Source organism: Intestinibacillus sp. NTUH-41-i26, from assembly GCF_032769475.1.
In the GTDB taxonomy this organism is placed as follows: Bacteria; Bacillota; Clostridia; order Oscillospirales; family Butyricicoccaceae; genus Agathobaculum; species Agathobaculum ammoniilyticum.
Genome location: NZ_CP136477.1, coordinates 2,303,074 through 2,320,817, shown reverse-complemented (window position 1 = coordinate 2,320,817; position 17,744 = coordinate 2,303,074). Strand labels below are relative to the sequence as shown.

Genomic DNA, 17,744 nt, shown 5'->3' with positions numbered 1-17,744 from the left:
AACCCAACAGGGGGAAAACCAAAAACAGCGGGGTTGAATGCGGCATGGGGAAAATGGTACGATTTGCCGTTTATACGAATGAAGAGAAGACCGCCCAAAGGGTCAGCGCGTTCCTGCGCGCCTGGGCGGAGGAAATCTGCGTCGAGTTGCAGCTCGCGATGGAAAGCGGGTCGCCCGCCGCCCTGGATGCGGACGGGTGCGCGCTGCTCCTGGTGGACAGCGCAGGGCTTGCCCGGCAGGATATTGCCTGCCTGCAGGCGGTGCGCGCGGCGTATCCGGACTGCGGCTTGGTGTTGCTGGCTGAGGACGACCGCACGGCGATCGACGTATACCAGTGCTATCCGAACGCGCTTGTGCCTAAGCCGGTTACCTACAGCGGACTGGACGCCGCGATGGAACGCTGCTTCAGCTTTTGGCAGAAAGGGCTGGGCTGGCTCGACCTTCCCGCGCAGCACAGGCGCGTGCATATCCCGCTGTATCAGTTGTTCTATGCCGAGGCGGCCGGACGCAGCAGCGTCCTCTACCGTGCCGGCGGAGCGCTACAGGTGAACTGCGCGCTGTCCGCGCTGGAGGAGTCGCTGCCACAGCCGCCCTTCCTGCGGGTGCAGAAAAGCTTTGTGGTGCATCTGGGGGCGGTCCGACGGGTGTCCGGCGGGGAGCTTATCATGTACAACGACAAGGTGATATCGGTCGCGCGCGGCAGGCTCCGGCAGGTGCAGGAGGCGCTGGCCGTTTACCGGCGGGCGCGCGGCGCGGAGGAGGGATAACATGCGGATATCGGTCGCCATATGCGACGACTTGGAAGAAGAGCGCCTGCAGATGGCGCGTCTGCTGAAAAACTACGGCCGCCGCAAGGGCGTAGCGTGGGAGATCGAGTTGTTGGAAAGCGGCGCGGCATTCCTCGACCTGTTCCGGCCGGGCCGGTGGGACATCATCCTGATGGATATTTATATGGATGGTCCGGACGGGATGGAGGCCGCCCGCCGTCTGCGCGCGCAGGACAGCGAATGCGCCCTGCTGTTCGTCACCACCAGCGTGGAGCACGGTATCGCCAGCTATGAGCTGCAGGCTTCGGACTATCTGGTCAAGCCGGTGGCCCAGCGGGATCTGGACGCGGCGCTGGACTGGTGCCTACAGGAAAAGCGGGAATATTTCCGTACGATCAACGTGCGCTCGGAATGGGACGAAATAGAAATTTTGCTGCGGGATATTTTATACATAGAGATCAGGCGGCACACCGCGTTTATCCACACCGCCGGGCGCGTAGTCCAGACCCCGCGCGGCATGAACGCGTTGGAGGAGGAGATCGCAAGCGAAAACTTTCTGCGCTGCCACAGGAGCTTTCTGGTCAACCAGCGACACATCTTGCGCATGGAAAAACGAGATTTTGTGATGGATAACGGCGACCTGGTGCCGATCGGCTCCTCGGACGCGGCGGCGACGCGCCGGAAATTCATGGACTGGCTGTTCCTGCGCAACTGGAAAAACGGCGGCGCGGCCGGTATGTTCTGAATGGGAAAGATAGAGGGGGAACGGTCCGGCAGGGCCGTTCCCTTTTTCATGCCTGCGTGCGCGCGGTCAGTCCATCGCGCATAGCGCTTCAAAGGTGGTGCCGGAGGCGAGCAGCAGCGCGTCCCCGTGGTACTCGGCGATCTGGCCAAGGATGAACGAAAACGCGTCCAGCGCCAGCGCCGCCGCCTGCCCGGGGGCGAGCGAACGCGGCACGGTCAGGCAGTAGCGGTGGTAGAGCTGTCTGTCATCCCGCAAAGCGAAAGCGCCGAGCAGAAGATCCTGATTCCACACGGCGATGGCTTTGGCGGTCTCGGCCGCGGCCTGCGGCTGCAGCTCGCCCACCAGCGTGGTGTAGAGCTGAATCACATCAAAGCCCTGCGGGCCTGTGATGAAGTGCAGCTCGGCAAATACCAGTTCGGTGCCGTCCTCCTGCAATGGGATCAGCATGTTGACACCGGGATGTTCGTCCAGACGGCCGTCCGGCTGGACATCAAAGCCCTGCTCGCGCAGCAGCGCTTCGAGCGCATCCATGATCTGTTTGGATCGTTCCATAAGTCAGGTCCTTTCGGTATGAGGGTGGTGCTATTATAGCATGGTTTGCACGCAGGAGGGCGCGGTATCACGGGATAAGCGCCCCGCCTGCTTATTTTTTGGCCTTTTTGCGGTACCAGGGCGCAAGTTCCTCCTCGCGGACCGGCGCTTTCACGCCGTCCGGTGTGTTGTACCGCTTCACCTTAGCGGAAACAGACATCATATGCGGGTCATACTGCTCGGATGCGTCGGAGGGAGCCGCCTCCGGCGGCGCCTGTTCAGGGGCGGCGCTGCTTTCAGCCTGCTCCCGCGCCTGCCGGATCTCATCGATCGCGTGCGTTCCGCTGGTGATGCGGCGGCGCTTGTTGCTGGTGGAGAGCTGGGAGGCGTCCACTGGCTTCAGGTTGGCCTTGGCGGCTTGCAGCGCGTCCGCAGATACATTGGAATTGTGCGGCAGCGAAACCGAGCCGTCCTCACCGACAGAATCAGGGTTATTCATGAGCTGCTCCAGCATCTGACTGTCCGCCGCGGCCTCGGCGTTGCGTTTGGCGGTTGCCGCGCGGCCCTTTTGAGTTTTGGATTTCAGAAAGGCTAGCGGGTTTTGCACAATCAGCTTTGCCTTGCGCCAGCCGCTGAGTTGCTTGAAGTCCTCCTCTTCATTGACAAAGCTGTCGCGGGCGCGCTGATGCTTACGGCGCATGGAATACCATTTGTTCTTTATGTGATCGCCTGCACGCTTGTACCAGGGCTTATTGGCATTCGCGGTTGCACTGCCCTCAGGCGCATTGGCGTCCGGACGCTCCTTGGTACCCGTGGCGTAGTCGTATTCATTGTTGAATTCCTTTTTCTTTTTGAACTCGTACCACTTGATGCCGGCCAGCTTGCGCTGTTCGTCGCGTTGGCTCTGGTAAGCCTTATCCTCCTTGCGGGCTTCCTTGCGGGCGGCTTTTAACTGTTTTTTATTTTCCTTGCCGGCCTGCCTGGCTGCGCGCTGCTCGCGCAGCTCATTGAGCTGGGCTTCCTTTTCGGAGGTGTCGTGTCCGCCGTATTCATCGCCTACGCGGTGCGCGATGTCGTATTCCAGCCGGGCTTCTTTTTTCTTTTGAAAGTCATACCACTTGATGCCCTTGTCCTTAATCAGATTCTTTTTCTCCTCCTTGCGGCGCTTGTTGGCCGCGCGGATGTTCTGCCGGTTCTCCTCAGACAGACTGTTAAAGTGTTCGAGTGCGGCTTTTTTCTGCTCCTTTTTTGCCAGTTTAGCCGCCTTTTTCTGCTTTTTTGCCTCGGCGGATGCCTGTTGCCGCTTGAGTTCAGCCTGAACGGTATGTTCCTTTTCAAACTGGTGTGCGTCGGCCGCGCCGATCTGCTCCTCCACGGAGCCGCCCCGCGCAAAGTCCGCGTTGACCTGTGCGGAAGCCGCATCGGTATCGAGCATCTCGCCCTTGGAATTGGTGCCGATCCCCATGACGTTAACGATTTTGCGGGCGCGCTGACCTTCCTCGTTATCTTGGGAGGATAGCTGGTTAAGGGCCGTCACATCATTTTGCGTTTTGTGCATGCCTGCAACCTTGTTGGTCGTCGCACCGCGCTCTCCCGAGGTGATCTGGTTGGCGATATGCTTGGCGCGGTGGCGGATCTCGTTCTTTTTCTTTTCCGGCAGGTCGTCGCGCATGCCGAGCTTTTTCTCCAGCGATGCGCGCAGCGACAGGTTATCCAGGTTCTTTTCGCGTGCTTCCTTACGCTTTTGATCCACATGGGCCTCCATCCCAGTGTTGACAACCGTCTTCACGGCAGAGCCACCCATCGCAGCAAGATTGCCGACGCCGGGAATCAGGCCGAGCCCGCCGTTGACGATGTCCATGCCGGCGTTCACGCCCTCTTGCACGCTTTCCGCCTTGCGGACCTTGGCGGCGTTGCGGGCGTTGGTCGCCATGCTGCGCAGCAGCTTATCGTTTTTGATCTTTTCCGCGTCGCCGGAAGCGGCGCGCTGCGAGGAATCCGAGGCGAGTATGCGGCCCGCCCGCTCGGCGGCCAGGCGGTCGCCGGTGGCCTCGTGGCCGTGGATTGTGGCCTTTGCCGCATTCGCCGTGCCGGCGATCATCTGGAAGTAGCTGCCGTGCGCTTCGAGCTGGCTGCCGACGGCCTCTTTTACCGCCTCGTTCTGGATGATCTGACCGGTCAGGTTTTTGGCTGTGCCGAGCGCGTCCGAACCCCAGGAGGCGACGCTGCTGGTAAGCGACGCTGCTTTTTCTGCTGTCCCTGCATTCTGGTCGGTGATGGTATCCTTGATATCCTTGGCCGTATCGACCGTGTTTTTCGTCGTGCCGATTATACTGCCGATCGCTGCGGCATGCCCCATAAAATCGCTGTCATTGACAGCACCCGCTTTTGCACCGAACCTGCCAAGCACATAGCTGCCGTTATCCCGCTGGGAGGCAAGGGTTTCCACGGTCGAGCTGAATTCGTTGAATTGGTCAGTCGCCGCGAGACCGGCATCCAGCGCGTTGCCACCCAGAGAGTCCCCCTCGATGTCGTTTGCGCCCAGCCGGCGGTCGGTCGCGGAGGGGCGGTTTTCAGGGCCGTAAACGACAGGATCCTGCCGTTTGCGCCTGCGCCGCGCCTGCACTGGTCCTGTGGCCCCTGCCGCAGCGACTGCGGCTGACGCACCGGGGCTTGCTGTGGCGCCAGGATAGATGCTCTGGCCCATGGCCGCCATCATGCCCTCGCGGTCGGCGCGGGCTTCGAGCGCATGGTTTTCCAGCAGGCCGGAGCCGCGCACCTCGCCACGCGCCTGGCTGACAACGTGGCTCAGCTCATGTCCGAGCAGCGCCTGCCCGCGCATGGAAACCAGGTCGAGCTGGCCGGGCGCAAAGGCGATGTGGCTGCCCTGCGCCAGCGCGTCCGCACCCGCATCCGCGACCGCCTGGCTCTCATACAGCTTGACGCCGGACAGGTCCGCGCCGAAAGCGCTCTCCATTTTGGACTGGATCGCCGCGGGCAGGTCAACCGGCCGTCCGGCATGCTCGACCGGAAACAGGTCGCTCATCCCGCGCAGGGGGGGCTGCTGCGGCGCGTGGGCGGCCGCGGGGCGGCTGCGCGGCACGGTGCAAGCGGAAGGCTTGGCTTTCTTCTGATAGGTTTGCATAAACGTCACCCTTTTCTCGGTCGATGGGGTCTCATGCGGCGGTACTCCCGCCGCGTGGCATGGCACGGTGCGGGAACGGTCGAAACGTGCCGAACGGCGTATCATGCTATTGTCATTATAGCATAGCGGAATCTACGGGCGGTTTGCATGTTGTTACACTTTCGGGCCGTTTGTGCGCAATCGCTTAAAACCGGATTTCTTTTCAGGTACAATCAAAACAGCGGAGGCGGGAGCCTGCGCAAAACAGGTCAGGATATCAGACGACAACTGGTGGGGGCGTGCATCAATGAAGCTGGCGGTATGCACCGCACAGGCGGAGGAACAGGCCCGGCTGTGCGAATGGATCGAACAGTATTGCAGGCTGCGCAGCCTGCCAGCGGCCGTGGTGTGCATCAGCACGCCGCAGGAGCTGTCCCGACAGGCGCCTGGGGCAATACAGATCGCCTATATCGGTTTCGGCAGCAGTACGGGCTTTTTGGCCGCCCGCGCGCTGCAGGAACGCGACCGCGCCTGCCGTATCATCCTGATGGACGATACCACGCAGTATGCCATACAGGGGCTGCACCTGCATTTTGCGGATTTTATCCTGCGGCCGGTGGAGTTCCGCCACGTGGCGCGCAGCATGCGCCTGGCGCTGGAACGGTTTTGAGGAAAAGTACGGGGAGGGCTGGTCTTGCAGCACGCTTGGGTAAAACGCAGGCAGGCGCAGGCGGCCGTGCCGCCGGTTACGGAGAAAGACACGCGCCGCCAGCTCGCCTGGGCGGCGGGCAGCGAGTTTTTCTCCCACCGCGACCCGCTGTACCATATTACCGAAGACTTCCGGCAGACCTTTGACGAGATTGGCCGCCGCCACGCGGCGGCGCTGGCTGGGGAGAGCGCCGGCGGTTTTACCCGCACGGAGCAGGCCGCGCAGCCGCCGCAGTGGGCGGAACAGCAAACCGGACCAGTGCGGGACGCGCAGAAGCCCAACCCGACCAACGCTAAAGACCTGTATCAGATGCGCTGGTCGGATAACCAGGACATGGTGCGACGTTTTTCCGAAACGGCGTTCCAGCGCGGCACGCTGGCCGGCGCGGTGATGGCGGGGACGGGCAAGATGATGCTGGTTTCCTGCCTGAAGCGTACGGTCGGGCAGTCCCAGCCGGTCAGGGAGCAGCAGCGCCGCCTGTTCGAGGGCGGCTCGCAGCAGCGCGTCATCCCCGGACACGGGCCGGACAGCGTGGTGTTCAACCGCGGCTTTGCGGACAGCGCGGTCGGCTTGGTGGTCGATACGCTCGCGGACGCACGGCAGATGGTGGAATCCATGGCCGACCTCGCGGCCGGAAAAAGCGATATGGGCGCGGGCGGCGGCGCACAGGCGCTGCGCAGGATGTACCCGTTCCTGGACGACAGCCGCGAACGCGCGCTGGCAGGGCAGTACAGCGCCCGCCTGCGCGAGAGCGGCGACGACGGGGAGCGGCAGTTATTGCAAAACGCCTATGTGCGCGTGCAGGCGATGATCGGCAAAAAAGCACAGATGCGCAACGAATTTATCAACAAGCTGCGGCTGATCGCGGACCGCGCGACCGAAGCCCTTACCTTATTTGAAGCCCCCAGCTTTACCGACGAGTTGGTACAGGCGGTCGAACAGGCCGAAACGCCGCCCGAGCCACCGGATCAGCCGAACGGCAGCGCGCCCAGGCCACCGCAGGACGGGGAGGACGGCCATGCAGCAGAATGAACAGAACGCCGCCAGAACGTCGGCGCACCATTCCCAGCAGGTGCGGGAGGACAAGCAGCGCCGCCGCGCGGCGCAAAGCGAACAGCAGACTCTGCGAATCGCGCTGGAGGCCGTGCAGGCAGGCGTGCCGCTGACGCGCCTGCCCGCCGCGATGGTGCTGGCGCTCTCCGCACAGATGGGCAACAGCGCTCTGCTCGCCCTGCTGGCGGGACAGGACAGACGGATCGAGCCGGTCACGGCGCTACCGCCGCCCGACGCGGTGCGGACAGCGCCCAAGGATATCAAAACGGCGTCCGCCGCGGCGTCCGCTCCACCCGACTGGGCGGCGCTGCCCGCGGTGCAGGCCGCACCGGCCGCGCCCGACGGGCTGGCCGGACAGGGAGGTGTCTCCTTTGCAGGAGGATGAATGCCGCAGGCTGCTGGAAGCGCTGCTGCGCGACAGCGGCGTGCCGTGGGAGCAGAGCGGCGTATGGACGCGCTTCCGTTTTCGCGAGGGCGTGATGGTGTGGGAGCTTGCCTGCCGGTGCAGGCGGGGCGAGGTGTTGATCTACAGCCGTTATCCTATGGCCGCGCGCGAATGGGCGGCGGCGCTCGAAGCCTGTGGCGAAGCGAACGGCGCGCTGACGCGCGGCGCGATGTTCCTGCAGGGTGAAACACCGGTTTTCCGCATCCGCGCCGACTTGGGCGACCCTTACAGCGCGCGCGAGCGGCTGGCAGAGGCGCTCGAATACAGCGCGGCGGTGATGGCGCGCTATTGGGGCGCGTTCCAGAACGCCTGCCGCGGCTGACCGTTTTTTGTGCGGGATCGGGTTTGAGAAATAAACCGGGCGACCCGAGGCCTGGTTTATTTCTCAAACGTCCGCGAAAATAATAGAAGCAGACCCAGTACAATTTAGAAAGGAGGGGAGCTTCACGACCGGCCCCCAGCCAACTACAATGGCGTGAAGCAAAAACATGGCAGAATATTTATCCCCAGGTGTGTATGTGGAGGAGTATGACTCGGGTGCGACCCCGATGCAGGGCGTCAGCACCAGCACGGCGGGTTTTGTCGGCCTGGCGGAGCGCGGCCCTACGATCGGCCAGCCGCAGCTGGTTACCAGCTTTGCCGACTACACGCGCATATACGGCGGCTATCTGAGCAAGGCGGGCTATGGCGACGCACGCTATCTGCCTTATGCGGTCGAGCAGTTCTTCATGAACGGCGGCGCGCGCGCCTACATCATGCGCGCCGTGCCGGGCGACGCAAAAGCTGCTGCCCTGACGACCGGCGCGCTGCGCATCACTGCGGCTAACCCGGGCGCCTGGGCGGAAAAGATGCGCGTGACTGTCGCGGCCTCCAGCAAGGCCAAGACCCAGGTGCTCGCGGCGAGCGGCGCGGACCTGACGCTCAAGAACGCGGACGGGTTCAATACCGGAGACGTGGTCGAACTGTTCGACGGCAAGACCGCCGCCTACGCGACCATCAAGAGCGTGCTCGACAGGGTCGTCACCCTGGACGCGCCCTGTGCGCTGGCCGTGGCGGATACCAAGGTCGGCACGGACAAGTACATCCGTACCTGCGAAATCACCATCACCGCCCGCCTGGACGATACGGTGGAGGTCTTTGAAAACCTGTCCCTCAAGCCCGAGGCGCTTAACTATGCGCCGGTCAAGACCGCCAAGAGCGACCTGATCCGCGTGGAGGTCGTGCCGGTCAAGGCGGCGGCGCCCGCGCCGGCGGCCAAGGAAGAGGGCAAGGAGAAAAAGGAAGCGTCCGCAGCGCCAGCCAAGGCGGCCGGCATCACGCCGTATGAGCTATGCGGCGGCGCGGGGGACGAAATGGTGCTGACCCTACAGGGCGGCAGCGACGGATCGGTACAGAGCGTCACACCGGACGCGTACATCGGTGCGGACGACGGCCCGGGCCGCCGCACCGGCCTGCAGGCGTTCCAGGAGAACGGCGTGGTATCCGTGCTGGCGATCCCCGGCGTGACCGCGCCCGAGGTACAGGCGGCGCTGATCAGCTTCTGCGAGAACCGCAAGAGCTGCTTTGCCATCCTCGACGTGCCGATGGACCTGAAAAAGACGAACGACGTGGCTACCTTCCGCGATATGTACGACTCGACCTACGCAGCGATGTACCATCCATGGCTGCAGATGTTTGACGCGGGCGCCAAACGCGCGGATTACTTCCCGCCCTCCGGCGCGATGGCAGGCGTCTACGCCCGCAGCGACAACAGCCGCGGCGTGCATAAGGCCCCTGCGAACGAGGTCGTCCGCGGCTGCACTGGCCTGTCCTGCAATTACAACGTGGGTGAGCAGGATATCCTCAATCCGATCGGTGTCAACCTGATCCGCGCGCTGCCCGGCCAGGGCATCCGTGTATGGGGGGCGCGCACGATCAGCTCGAACGGGCTGTGGAAGTACCTCAACGTGCGCCGCCTGTTCATCTTCATCGAGGAGTCGATCAAGGCGAACACCAACTGGGTGGTATTCGAGCCCAACAGCGAAACGCTGTGGAGCCGCGTGACCCGCACGATCGAGACCTTCCTTGCGACCTGCTGGCGCGACGGCGCGCTGGCCGGCTCCAGTCCGGAGCAGGCGTTCTTCGTGGAGTGCGGCCCGACAACCATGACGCAGGATGATATCGACAACGGCCGCCTGATCTGCCAGATCGGTATCGCGCCGGTCAAGCCCGCTGAATTCGTGATCTTCCGCATCACGCAGAAGACCGCGACCGGCGAATAAATAAAGCCCACTGTTGGCAGAAAGGACGAACATAAATGGCAATCAACTATCCATATAGAGTATTCCGATACCAGGTCGAGATCGACGGCATCAGCCGCGCGGGCTTTTCCGAGGTTTCGGGCATGAGTTCCTCGGTCGATGCGGTCGAATACCGCGAGGGCGACGACCTGCGCAACACCCCGCGCAAGCTCGCGGGCCTGACCAAGTTCGGCAACGTCACCCTGCGCTGGGGCGTGTCCGATGATTCCGACTTCCTCGACTGGGTATACGCGGTCGCGCCGACCAACACCGCGCCCCCGACCGGCATGATACGCCACAACGTGACTATCACCCTGATCGACGACGCGGGCAACCCCCGGCCCGTCCTGGAACCTGATCAACGCGTGGCCGGTGGGCTACACCGTGCCCGACCTGAACGGCATGGGCGGCGAGGTCGCCATCCAGTCGCTCGAGTTGTGCCATGAGGGCCTCGAGCACACGCCGGGCGGCGTAGCGGGCGAGCCCTCCACGATCTGATAGCAGCGCTCTGTTTTCGGCCTGCGCCCCGGCTTTCCGCCGGGGCGGCCGGAAGCGCACGGGAGGCCGCTTCCCGTCAAGCGCCCGTGCACTTCCGACCCCTTTGAAGCGAAAGGAGAAGCTACATGGAGACTGAATTTGAGTTTGAACTGCCGCGCGGCTATGTGGACCAGAACGGCGACGTACACCGGCGCGGCACCATGCGCCTGGCGACTGCGGCGGACGAGATCCTGCCCCTGCGCGACCCACGCGTGCAGCAGAATTCCGGCTACCTAACCATCATCCTGCTCTCGCGCGTCATCACGCGGCTGGGTACGCTCAGCAGCATCAACACGCGGGTGATCGAGAACCTGTTCACCATGGATCTCGCCTATCTGCAGGATCTGTACCAGCGCATCAATATGTCCGAGCTGCCGGTTTACAAGGTGACCTGCCCGCACTGCAACCAAGCGGTTGAGGTGCCGCTGGATTTTTTGTTGAGCTAGGACTGGTGCTGTACCCGCAGGAGCGCATATATCAGGAGATGACGTTCCTGTCGTACTACCTGCACTGGTCCCGAGACGAGGTCATGCGCCTGAACCATCTGGAACGCCGCCGGTGGTGCAGGGAGGTCTCGGCTGTGAACAAAAAGCTCAGTAATACCGAGCAGAATACCTTTGAATTCCGCTGAAAGCAGGGAGGGAAAGCAAGATGGGCGTCACCTATCAAGAACCCTTTAAGGCTTTCCGCTTCCTGGTGGAGGTGGAGAGCGGCGGCGTGGCCGTGGCGGCGTTCACGCATTTTTCCGGCGTGAAAATGACGGTTGACACCGTGCAGGCGCGCTCGGGTAACGACAACCGTGGCGTGCAGGACTATATCCCTGTGCTGACGCGCTTTGAGCCGGTCACGCTGACCAAGGGCGTGGTGGGGGATAACGACTTTCTGGACTGGCTTTTCTCCGCGGCCGCAGGGCCGGAGGCAGGGCCGAAGGGCGCGGGGCTGCGGCGCACGCTCAACATCGTGGCGCTGGACGACAAGGGCAACCGCGGCGTGACCTGGTCGCTCAGGGACGCGCTGCCCATCGGCTACGAGCTGACGCCGATGGACGGCGGGCGCAGCGAGGTGCTTTCGGAAAGCCTTACCTTTGCCATCACCGGCATGGAGCGCATCACGCACGAGCCACCCCAGTCGGGATGATATGACCAAACCGCCCAGCAAGGAGGTGTACTGCGGCATGGCGTATTTGTCGGGCGCTTATTTTGAGGTGATGCTGATTGGTACAGGCGCTGTGCTGGAAGGGAAGTTCACCTCGGTATCCGGCCTGGATATGGAGGTCGAGTATGAGATTTTCAACGAAGGCGGGCTGAATTACCCGCGGTTCTTTTTCAAGCAGAACAAGCCGCAGGTGCTCGTACTCGAGCAGGGTACGGTGACCAGCGTGGACTCGGTCTCGCTGCTGATGAACATGTGCAACCTGGGCGTGTCCATCCCGCTGGCGGGGACGGTCATCCTCAAGGACAGCTTCGGTACGCCCCAGCGCACCTGGTCGATCGTGGGCGCGTACCTGCAGAAGTATGTGGGGCCGTCGCTGGACAGCAACCAGGCCGCGCTGGCGGTCAGCCGGATTGAACTGATATACAATGGGTGCTGCTGATGGATTCAATTGCCGTAATAAAAACGGATATGGCGGTAGCGAAAAGGGACAGGCTGGGCCTGTCTCTATTTGGGCTGTTGTCGCTTGCGTTCGGTGACGAGATCCGCACCCGCAGCGCCTGGCAGACCGGACTGTACCGCGAGGAGCCGCTCGCGCTGCTGGAGGAGGGCGAGTCTGTCCTCGCCCATGCGCCGGAGCGGGAGCTGCATCTGGACGTAGACCTCAAGATTGTGCTGGAAACGCTCAAGAAGGAGCGGCGGCAGGCGGATAAACGGCAGGCGCAGGCGGTGGCGCGTATTTTGGAACGGGTCTACCTGCTCGAGCGTCGCGTCAGCGAGGCCGCGCCCGCGCAGGCGCATGTAAACGTGCGGCTTGAGCTGCCGCGGGAGGAAACGCACGCGGCACGGCACAGGGCGGCAGGAGCCGCACAGACGCACGCGGCGGATACCCTCCTGTCCACGCGGGAGAGGTCGCTGGCTGTTGCCGTTCAGGCGGTTGCGGCTGCGGAAAACGCGCGGCAGGCCGCGCGACCGGAGGGTAAATTGACAGATACGCCGCAGGCGGGCCGCACGGCCGCCGCCGGAAAGCCGTTCCGCGCGCCCATCGGCATGCAGGCCGCCGCCGCAGTGCGGCAGGCGCGCCGTGCAGGGGCGGGCCGCGCGCGGCAGACCGCAGCGTACGGACAGACCGGATGGGCGATTACCCCGCTCACGCCGGTTTCGTGGAGTACAGCCGCCCCAGCAGGGGAAGGTTGGTCGCCCCGCTGGCAGGCAGAGCATCCGGGCTTTACCGCCTCCAAAGGGGTAAGGGGCGCGGAGAAAGGACAGCCCCTCGGCGGGAGCATCCTGCTGCCGGACCAACTCCGCTTACGTAGACAGCGCGCGCTGGAGCAGGCGGAAGCCGAAGCGATCCCGAGCGGCGTGCTTGCACAAGAGCAGACGCTGACCCATCCGCATGCCGCCGCGCAGGAGACGGGCGGCGCTGTGCGCCGGATGGTGCAGCGGCTGGACCGCGCGGTCGAACAGGCCGTGCGGCGGTCGGTGCAGCGGGAAGAAAACGGTGCGGGCGGCGGCACAGAAGAGCGGGGGCATACGGCGTTGTCCGAAAAAATGGACAGCAAACCGGCGCGGACGGGCGTGGTACATAAGGAAAGCCGGGTAGCTGCGGAATCCGGTAAGCCGGATGCCGCTGTGGATACCGCCCGCGTGGCACGTCAAACGGATACGGCAGCGGCCCAGACGGAACAATCCGCTGCAGCATCGCCGCAAAACGCGGGTCTGCACCGCGCGGCAGACGGCGCGGATATTCTGTCGGACGCAAGGCCGTTCAAAGCGGGTACGGTCGCGGCTCAGGCAGTGCAATCCGACGCGGCGGCTCTGCCGCCGGAAGCGCTGCTGCACCGCGCCGAAGCGCAGGGGCAACGGAAATACGAAGTGTTTTCTGGAGAAAAGGATGCAAGGCCGGCGCAGGCTGGTCCGACGGCAGATGCAGATAACCGGACCGCCGCTCGCGGCGAACCGGATGCCGGCCGGAAAGCGCTCAAAACGGACAGGGGATCGGCCCAGACAGGGCAATCCGACGTGGCGGCGCTGCAAACAATGCTGGCAGGATACGCAGCCCATGACCTGACCGCGGCCGAAAAGGCCCTGCCGGGCGCAGAAGCGCCGCAGGCGGCTCTGCCGCAGGAAGCGCTGCTGCACCGCGTAGAGGGACGGGAACGTCCCCTGCTTTCGCGGGGAACGGATGACGGGCGTTTTGCGCGCGGAGGGGATGAACCGCACAGCATGGCCGTTCCCGACGCGCACCCATCACAGGGAAGGGATGCGCCGCCCCAGTCGGAAACAGAGACGTGGGTCGCGCAACAGGCGGCAGAGATTGCGATACCGGAGAAGGCCCAGCCCCCTGAAATGCAGACAGGGGAAGCACAGACGACTTCTGAAACTGATTTCACGGGACAGGACAGTACGCCGCGGGCAAGGGCAGCTCAGCACACGCCTGACACGTCGACAGAAGCGGCGGCGCTTCCTGCGGAGCCGCTGCTCTATCGGAAAGCTGCGGCAGATCCGGAAAAACCGCATATCCGGTCGGGACAGCAGGCGGCAAAGCAGAGGGAAGCGCGTTTCGCGTTAGACGAACAGACAGCTGGACAGGAAGCCGGAAAAGACCGTCGGGCCGAGTCGTCAGCCGTCGGGCGCAAGCCTGCCGGCGCGAATACCGCCGTACCGTCGAGCAACCGCACAGCAGAATGGCCGGCGCAGGCGGTACCACAAGCGGTCGGCGGGAAATCGCCGCAGGCCGTGCCTGACATCCTGCGGCCGGCGCCAATAACAGAGATGGATCTGCCTGAGCCGCTGACATGGCGGAAGGAACGGGCGCAGACGGTATGGGAATCGGCAGAGGCGGACGGAGAATGGACCGCCGTCGCATCCACCCGCGCCGCGCGCACGGAGGGACGGAATAATATAACGGCGGCGTCCCATACCGTACTGGCGGAAGCAACCGAGCCTTTCCAGATACCGGACGGACGCGGCAAAGCGGAGGAACGGCGGTCTGCGCGACCTGTCACGGGCGGCGCGGAGGGCGTTTTGCAGACGGATACCAATCTGATGTACAGGGCTGAGAGAGCGGCGCTGCCGGCCGCGGCGCAGGCCGCGTCACGCAGGACAGCCGCGCACAGGCAGGGGCGGACGGTGGAACGGCCGCGCACAGTACTGCGCCATCTGGCGAGCCGCCTGCCGGCACACCCTATACAGCTGCTACAGACCACGCTGGTGCGGACGCTGCCGGCGAATCAGATCGCGGCGGCGCGCCTGATGGCGCCGCTGTCCAACGCCTTGGTACAGCCGCAGGCTGCGTCTGTCCAGTCCGCGGCGGCGGACGGAAACGAGCTGTCCTACCTGCCCATACAGGCGGTGGAGCAGAAAACGGGTCGTGAAACGCCGCCCCAGACCGGCGCGCTGCCCGAATGGGCGCAGCGCTTCCTGCAGCAGCCGTCCCGCGCGGACAGCCAGAACACGCACCGCTTTTCAGCGGCGCAGCAGCAGACGGCGGGGACGCAGCCGGGGCAGATCGAATGGACCGCGCCGGGCGCGATGCCGAAAGCCGCGCCGGTCATATTCCGAGAGAACCGGCAGCTGGAAATGCAGCGTCCTGCAGCCCCCGCCCGCCTGAGCGACAGCGAGCTGCGCCGCGCGGCGGACAAGGTGTACCGCATGATCGAGGAGCGGCTGCGGCGCGAGCTGCGGCGCAGCGGAAAATAAGCAGAAAGGAGCCGGACGATGTTCGTTGGCGTACCCAACCCCAATATCCTGATGCCGTTGGAAAAAATGACGATCACAGTGACAGCAGGCGATGAAAAGGGGAAAAAAATCACCGTACTCTATAATCCGGAGCAATATGTGCAGTCGCGCAGCGTGAACATGACCAAGGAAAACGCGTTCGGCGCGAACGGGCAGGAATCGCAGGTGCCGTCTGGCGACTCCGAAACGCTGAGCTTTACGTTGTTTTTCGATACCATGTCCGCCGGGGCGGAGGTGGGCGGCTCGCCGATCGACAAGGCCAAGTTTGCCGGCAACAGCCTGCTGCCCTCCGCGGCGAAGATGCTTGACGTGCGCGATTACACCCAGGAAATCTACAACCTGATGCGCTTTGATACCTCCATCCATTCCATCCCGCCGCTCAAGCTGGAATGGTCGTCGCTGCAGTTTTACGGATACCTGGCGCAGTGTACGCAGACCTTTACCAAATTCAACGAAAAAGGCATGCCGGTGCGGGCGACGATGGAATGCGTGTTCCATCAGGTGACCAACCTGCTGGAAGACGCAAAAATGCACCCGTTTGAATCGCCGGACACCACCAAGTACCGCACGGTCGTGCAGGGGGACTCCCTGTGGGCGATGGCGGTCAAGGAATACGGGCAGCCCGAGCAGTGGCGCACGATCGCGTCGGCCAACGGCCTGGCCAACCCGCGCAGGCTGCGCTCGGGCGAGCGGCTGGTCCTGCCGGCGATCGACTGAGGGACGGAAGGAGGCGGACGGCTTTGGACAAAGCGACCTATACCTACGAGGCGCTTCAGCAGAAATACGTCAATTTCATAACGCCCGCCCTGGAGGTCACCATCGGCAGCACTACCTATTCCAGCCGCGAGATCCCTATCCTCAACCTTGAGGTGGAGCTGAACGCGGACGGAAGCGCGGGCGGCTGCTCTTTCACCGTGGACAGCCAGTACAGGGCCGAAGCGAGCAAGTGGAAGAACGACTTTGACAAGTCGGTCAAGGCCGGAGCCAAACTGGCCGTCAGGGGCGGCTATGTCAAGATGGAGGAGATCTTTTACGGCTATATCGACGAGTATTCCTTTGTGTATAACGGCAACGAAGGGCCGCGCATTGAGATCACCGGCATCGACGGCCTGGGGTACCTGATGAGTATGCGCGAGCCGCTGTACGCGGGCCAGCAGCAGGCCAAAAACCTGGTGGAGGACATTTTGGGCAAAAGCGTGGCCAAGGGCTATGCCAAAAGAGCGACGGTCGGGCTGCTCTCCGGTTTCCAGAAGCTGAAAACGCCCATCATCAAGGAGCAGATCGACGACTGGAGCTTTTTGAACCTGCTGGCACAGCGGTACGGGGCGAGTCTGTTTGCCGTGGACGGGGAACTGATTTTTGACGACGTGGCGTCGGACACCAAGCCGCTGATCAAGCTGGCGGTGGGCGCGGGTCTGCGCAGCTTTACCAAACGCGTTTCGCTGGCGCATCAGGTCGGCAGGGTCGAGGTCTGGGGACGGGACGTCAACCAGAAGCCTATCAAGGGTACGGCGGATACGGTCACGATCGGCGGCGCGGCGGAGCAGTCCGCGGCAAAGCTGGCGCCCGCCCTGCAGTCGGCCGTGCTGCGCGAATACAGCGAATACGCCCGCACCCAGGAGGAGTGCGAGCTGATAGCCCAGAACCGGCTTAACAGCATTGCGATGGGGCTGGTATCGGGCGAGGGGGCGTGCATCGGCATCCCCGAGCTTATCCCCGGCCGGTATATCGAGATCGACGGGCTGGACAGCAGCACGAACGGCGGCTATTTTATCAGCCGCGTCAAGCACCGGTTTGACAGCGAGGGGTATTCCACCACGTTTGAGGTGAAAGGAGCGAAAACCAAATGAGCATAGTGGAACAGTTGGATTCGCTCTTTCGGGAAAGCGGCGCGGGGCTGCGGCGGGAAATGGACCGCCGCGGGCCGACACTCGCCAAGGTGACCAATGTGACCGATCCGGAGAAATTCAACCGTGTTAAATGCCTGCCGGTCGGATCGGAAAACACCGAGGAAACCGACTGGTGCTATGTGACGGCGGCGGCGGGCGGCATGGAGTACGGCTTTTTCTGGTTCCCACGGGTGGACGACCTGGTTCTGCTGGATTATCTGGACGGGGATCCACACCGGCCGGTTGTGATCGGACGGCTGTGGACGACCGAGGTCAAGCCACCCTACACCATCGCGGACGGAAAGGTGCAGGACTACGCGCTGCGTACCCCCTCCGGAATTGAACTGCTGATGCACGATGAGGAGGAAAAGCACAAGGTCACGCTGACCATGCCCTCGGGCGCGACGCTGGTGCTGGACGACGAGGCGCAGAAGGTCGAACTACGGGACAAGGAGAGCCAAAACGCTCTGCTGATGGACCTGAAGGAAGGCGGTATCACCCTACAGGCGGCGAAAAAGATCGAGCTGTCTGCGGGGAAGGCCGCGCTCACGATAGAGGAGGCCGGCAACATCACGGCCAAGGGCGAGAGCAAGGTAGCTGTGCAGGGCGCGAACATCGAGGCCAAGGCCTCTGCCGGGCTGACGCTCGAGGGCGGCTCGCAGGCCGCGGTCAAGTCGAACGGCACGCTTGAGCTGACGGCCAGCGGCAACACGACCGTCAAGGGCCTGATGGTCAATATCAACTGAGAGTGGGCGGGAACCCCCGCACGGCG

At 63.5% G+C, this 17,744-nt stretch carries 18 protein-coding genes and 1 pseudogene; 17 read left to right on the top strand and 2 right to left on the bottom strand.

Annotated elements, in window-relative coordinates; all coding sequences use genetic code 11:
• The first annotated feature begins 53 nt into the window (after nucleotides 1-53).
• Both RX717_RS11885 and RX717_RS11880 read left to right on the top strand, forming a co-directional pair.
• On the top strand, nucleotides 54-767 hold the full coding sequence (locus tag RX717_RS11885; protein WP_316960304.1) for a LytR/AlgR family response regulator transcription factor: 714 nt from the start codon (nucleotides 54-56) through the stop codon (nucleotides 765-767).
• 1 nt (nucleotide 768) lies between these two features.
• Entirely contained in the window at nucleotides 769-1,512 is a 744-nt protein-coding gene (locus RX717_RS11880; protein ID WP_107631774.1) for a LytR/AlgR family response regulator transcription factor, read from the top strand.
• Nucleotides 1,513-1,578: 66 nt separating this feature from the next.
• Here the strand turns inward: RX717_RS11880 and RX717_RS11875 are convergent, their stop codons facing one another.
• Both RX717_RS11875 and RX717_RS11870 read right to left on the bottom strand, forming a co-directional pair.
• Complete coding sequence (locus RX717_RS11875) at nucleotides 1,579-2,064, bottom strand: hypothetical protein (RefSeq protein WP_054326464.1); 486 nt, start codon at nucleotides 2,062-2,064, stop codon at nucleotides 1,579-1,581.
• A gap of 91 nt (nucleotides 2,065-2,155) precedes the next feature.
• A complete protein-coding gene (locus tag RX717_RS11870) occupies nucleotides 2,156-5,188 on the bottom strand; it encodes an eCIS core domain-containing protein (protein WP_159068188.1) in 3,033 nt (1,010 codons plus the stop codon).
• Between the two features lie 286 nt (nucleotides 5,189-5,474).
• On the opposite strand from RX717_RS11870, the gene RX717_RS11865 reads away from it, so the two are divergent.
• The 15 genes and pseudogenes from RX717_RS11865 (at nucleotide 5,475) to RX717_RS11795 (ending at nucleotide 17,718) form a co-directional block, all read left to right on the top strand.
• The gene (locus RX717_RS11865) at nucleotides 5,475-5,837 is read left to right on the top strand and encodes a hypothetical protein (RefSeq protein ID WP_107631776.1); all 363 of its coding nucleotides are present in this window, start codon (nucleotides 5,475-5,477) and stop codon (nucleotides 5,835-5,837) included.
• A gap of 24 nt (nucleotides 5,838-5,861) precedes the next feature.
• Nucleotides 5,862-6,908 (top strand): hypothetical protein, encoded by a 1,047-nt coding sequence (locus RX717_RS11860; protein WP_054326470.1) that lies wholly within the window; start codon nucleotides 5,862-5,864, stop codon nucleotides 6,906-6,908.
• Nucleotides 6,895-7,314 (top strand): hypothetical protein, encoded by a 420-nt coding sequence (locus RX717_RS11855; RefSeq protein ID WP_107631777.1) that lies wholly within the window; start codon nucleotides 6,895-6,897, stop codon nucleotides 7,312-7,314. The genes RX717_RS11860 and RX717_RS11855 overlap by 14 nt, the downstream gene beginning before the upstream one ends.
• Entirely contained in the window at nucleotides 7,301-7,696 is a 396-nt protein-coding gene (locus RX717_RS11850; RefSeq protein WP_107631778.1) for a hypothetical protein, read from the top strand. The genes RX717_RS11855 and RX717_RS11850 overlap by 14 nt, the downstream gene beginning before the upstream one ends.
• 166 nt (nucleotides 7,697-7,862) lie before the next feature.
• Nucleotides 7,863-9,635 (top strand): phage tail sheath family protein, encoded by a 1,773-nt coding sequence (locus RX717_RS11845; RefSeq protein WP_107631779.1) that lies wholly within the window; start codon nucleotides 7,863-7,865, stop codon nucleotides 9,633-9,635.
• Between the two features lie 35 nt (nucleotides 9,636-9,670).
• Nucleotides 9,671-9,931 (top strand): annotated as a pseudogene (locus tag RX717_RS11840) (phage tail protein); the annotation flags it as partial.
• Between the two features lie 94 nt (nucleotides 9,932-10,025).
• Nucleotides 10,026-10,151, top strand: coding sequence for a hypothetical protein (locus RX717_RS11835; RefSeq protein ID WP_316960303.1), 126 nt, complete (start codon nucleotides 10,026-10,028; stop codon nucleotides 10,149-10,151).
• Between the two features lie 125 nt (nucleotides 10,152-10,276).
• Nucleotides 10,277-10,636: a hypothetical protein gene (locus RX717_RS11830; RefSeq protein WP_107631780.1), complete on the top strand. Its 360-nt coding sequence runs from the start codon at nucleotides 10,277-10,279 to the stop codon at nucleotides 10,634-10,636.
• Nucleotides 10,637-10,641: 5 nt separating this feature from the next.
• Complete coding sequence (locus tag RX717_RS11825; protein ID WP_054326475.1) at nucleotides 10,642-10,821, top strand: DUF6760 family protein; 180 nt, start codon at nucleotides 10,642-10,644, stop codon at nucleotides 10,819-10,821.
• 20 nt (nucleotides 10,822-10,841) lie between these two features.
• Entirely contained in the window at nucleotides 10,842-11,327 is a 486-nt protein-coding gene (locus tag RX717_RS11820; protein WP_054326476.1) for a phage tail protein, read from the top strand.
• A 1-nt stretch (nucleotide 11,328) separates the two neighbouring features.
• Nucleotides 11,329-11,784 carry a phage tail protein gene (locus tag RX717_RS11815; RefSeq protein ID WP_107631781.1) on the top strand — a complete coding sequence of 152 codons (456 nt, stop codon included), beginning with the start codon at nucleotides 11,329-11,331 and terminating at the stop codon, nucleotides 11,782-11,784.
• Entirely contained in the window at nucleotides 11,784-15,044 is a 3,261-nt protein-coding gene (locus RX717_RS11810; protein WP_107631782.1) for a hypothetical protein, read from the top strand. The genes RX717_RS11815 and RX717_RS11810 overlap by 1 nt, the downstream gene beginning before the upstream one ends.
• Nucleotides 15,045-15,062: 18 nt before the next feature.
• The gene (locus tag RX717_RS11805) at nucleotides 15,063-15,800 is read left to right on the top strand and encodes a CIS tube protein (protein WP_054326480.1); all 738 of its coding nucleotides are present in this window, start codon (nucleotides 15,063-15,065) and stop codon (nucleotides 15,798-15,800) included.
• 23 nt (nucleotides 15,801-15,823) lie between these two features.
• On the top strand, nucleotides 15,824-16,933 hold the full coding sequence (locus RX717_RS11800; protein WP_107631783.1) for a phage late control D family protein: 1,110 nt from the start codon (nucleotides 15,824-15,826) through the stop codon (nucleotides 16,931-16,933).
• Nucleotides 16,930-17,718 carry a phage baseplate assembly protein V gene (locus RX717_RS11795; protein WP_054326482.1) on the top strand — a complete coding sequence of 263 codons (789 nt, stop codon included), beginning with the start codon at nucleotides 16,930-16,932 and terminating at the stop codon, nucleotides 17,716-17,718. Before RX717_RS11800 ends, RX717_RS11795 begins: the two co-directional genes overlap by 4 nt.
• Nucleotides 17,719-17,744 lie beyond the last annotated feature (26 nt).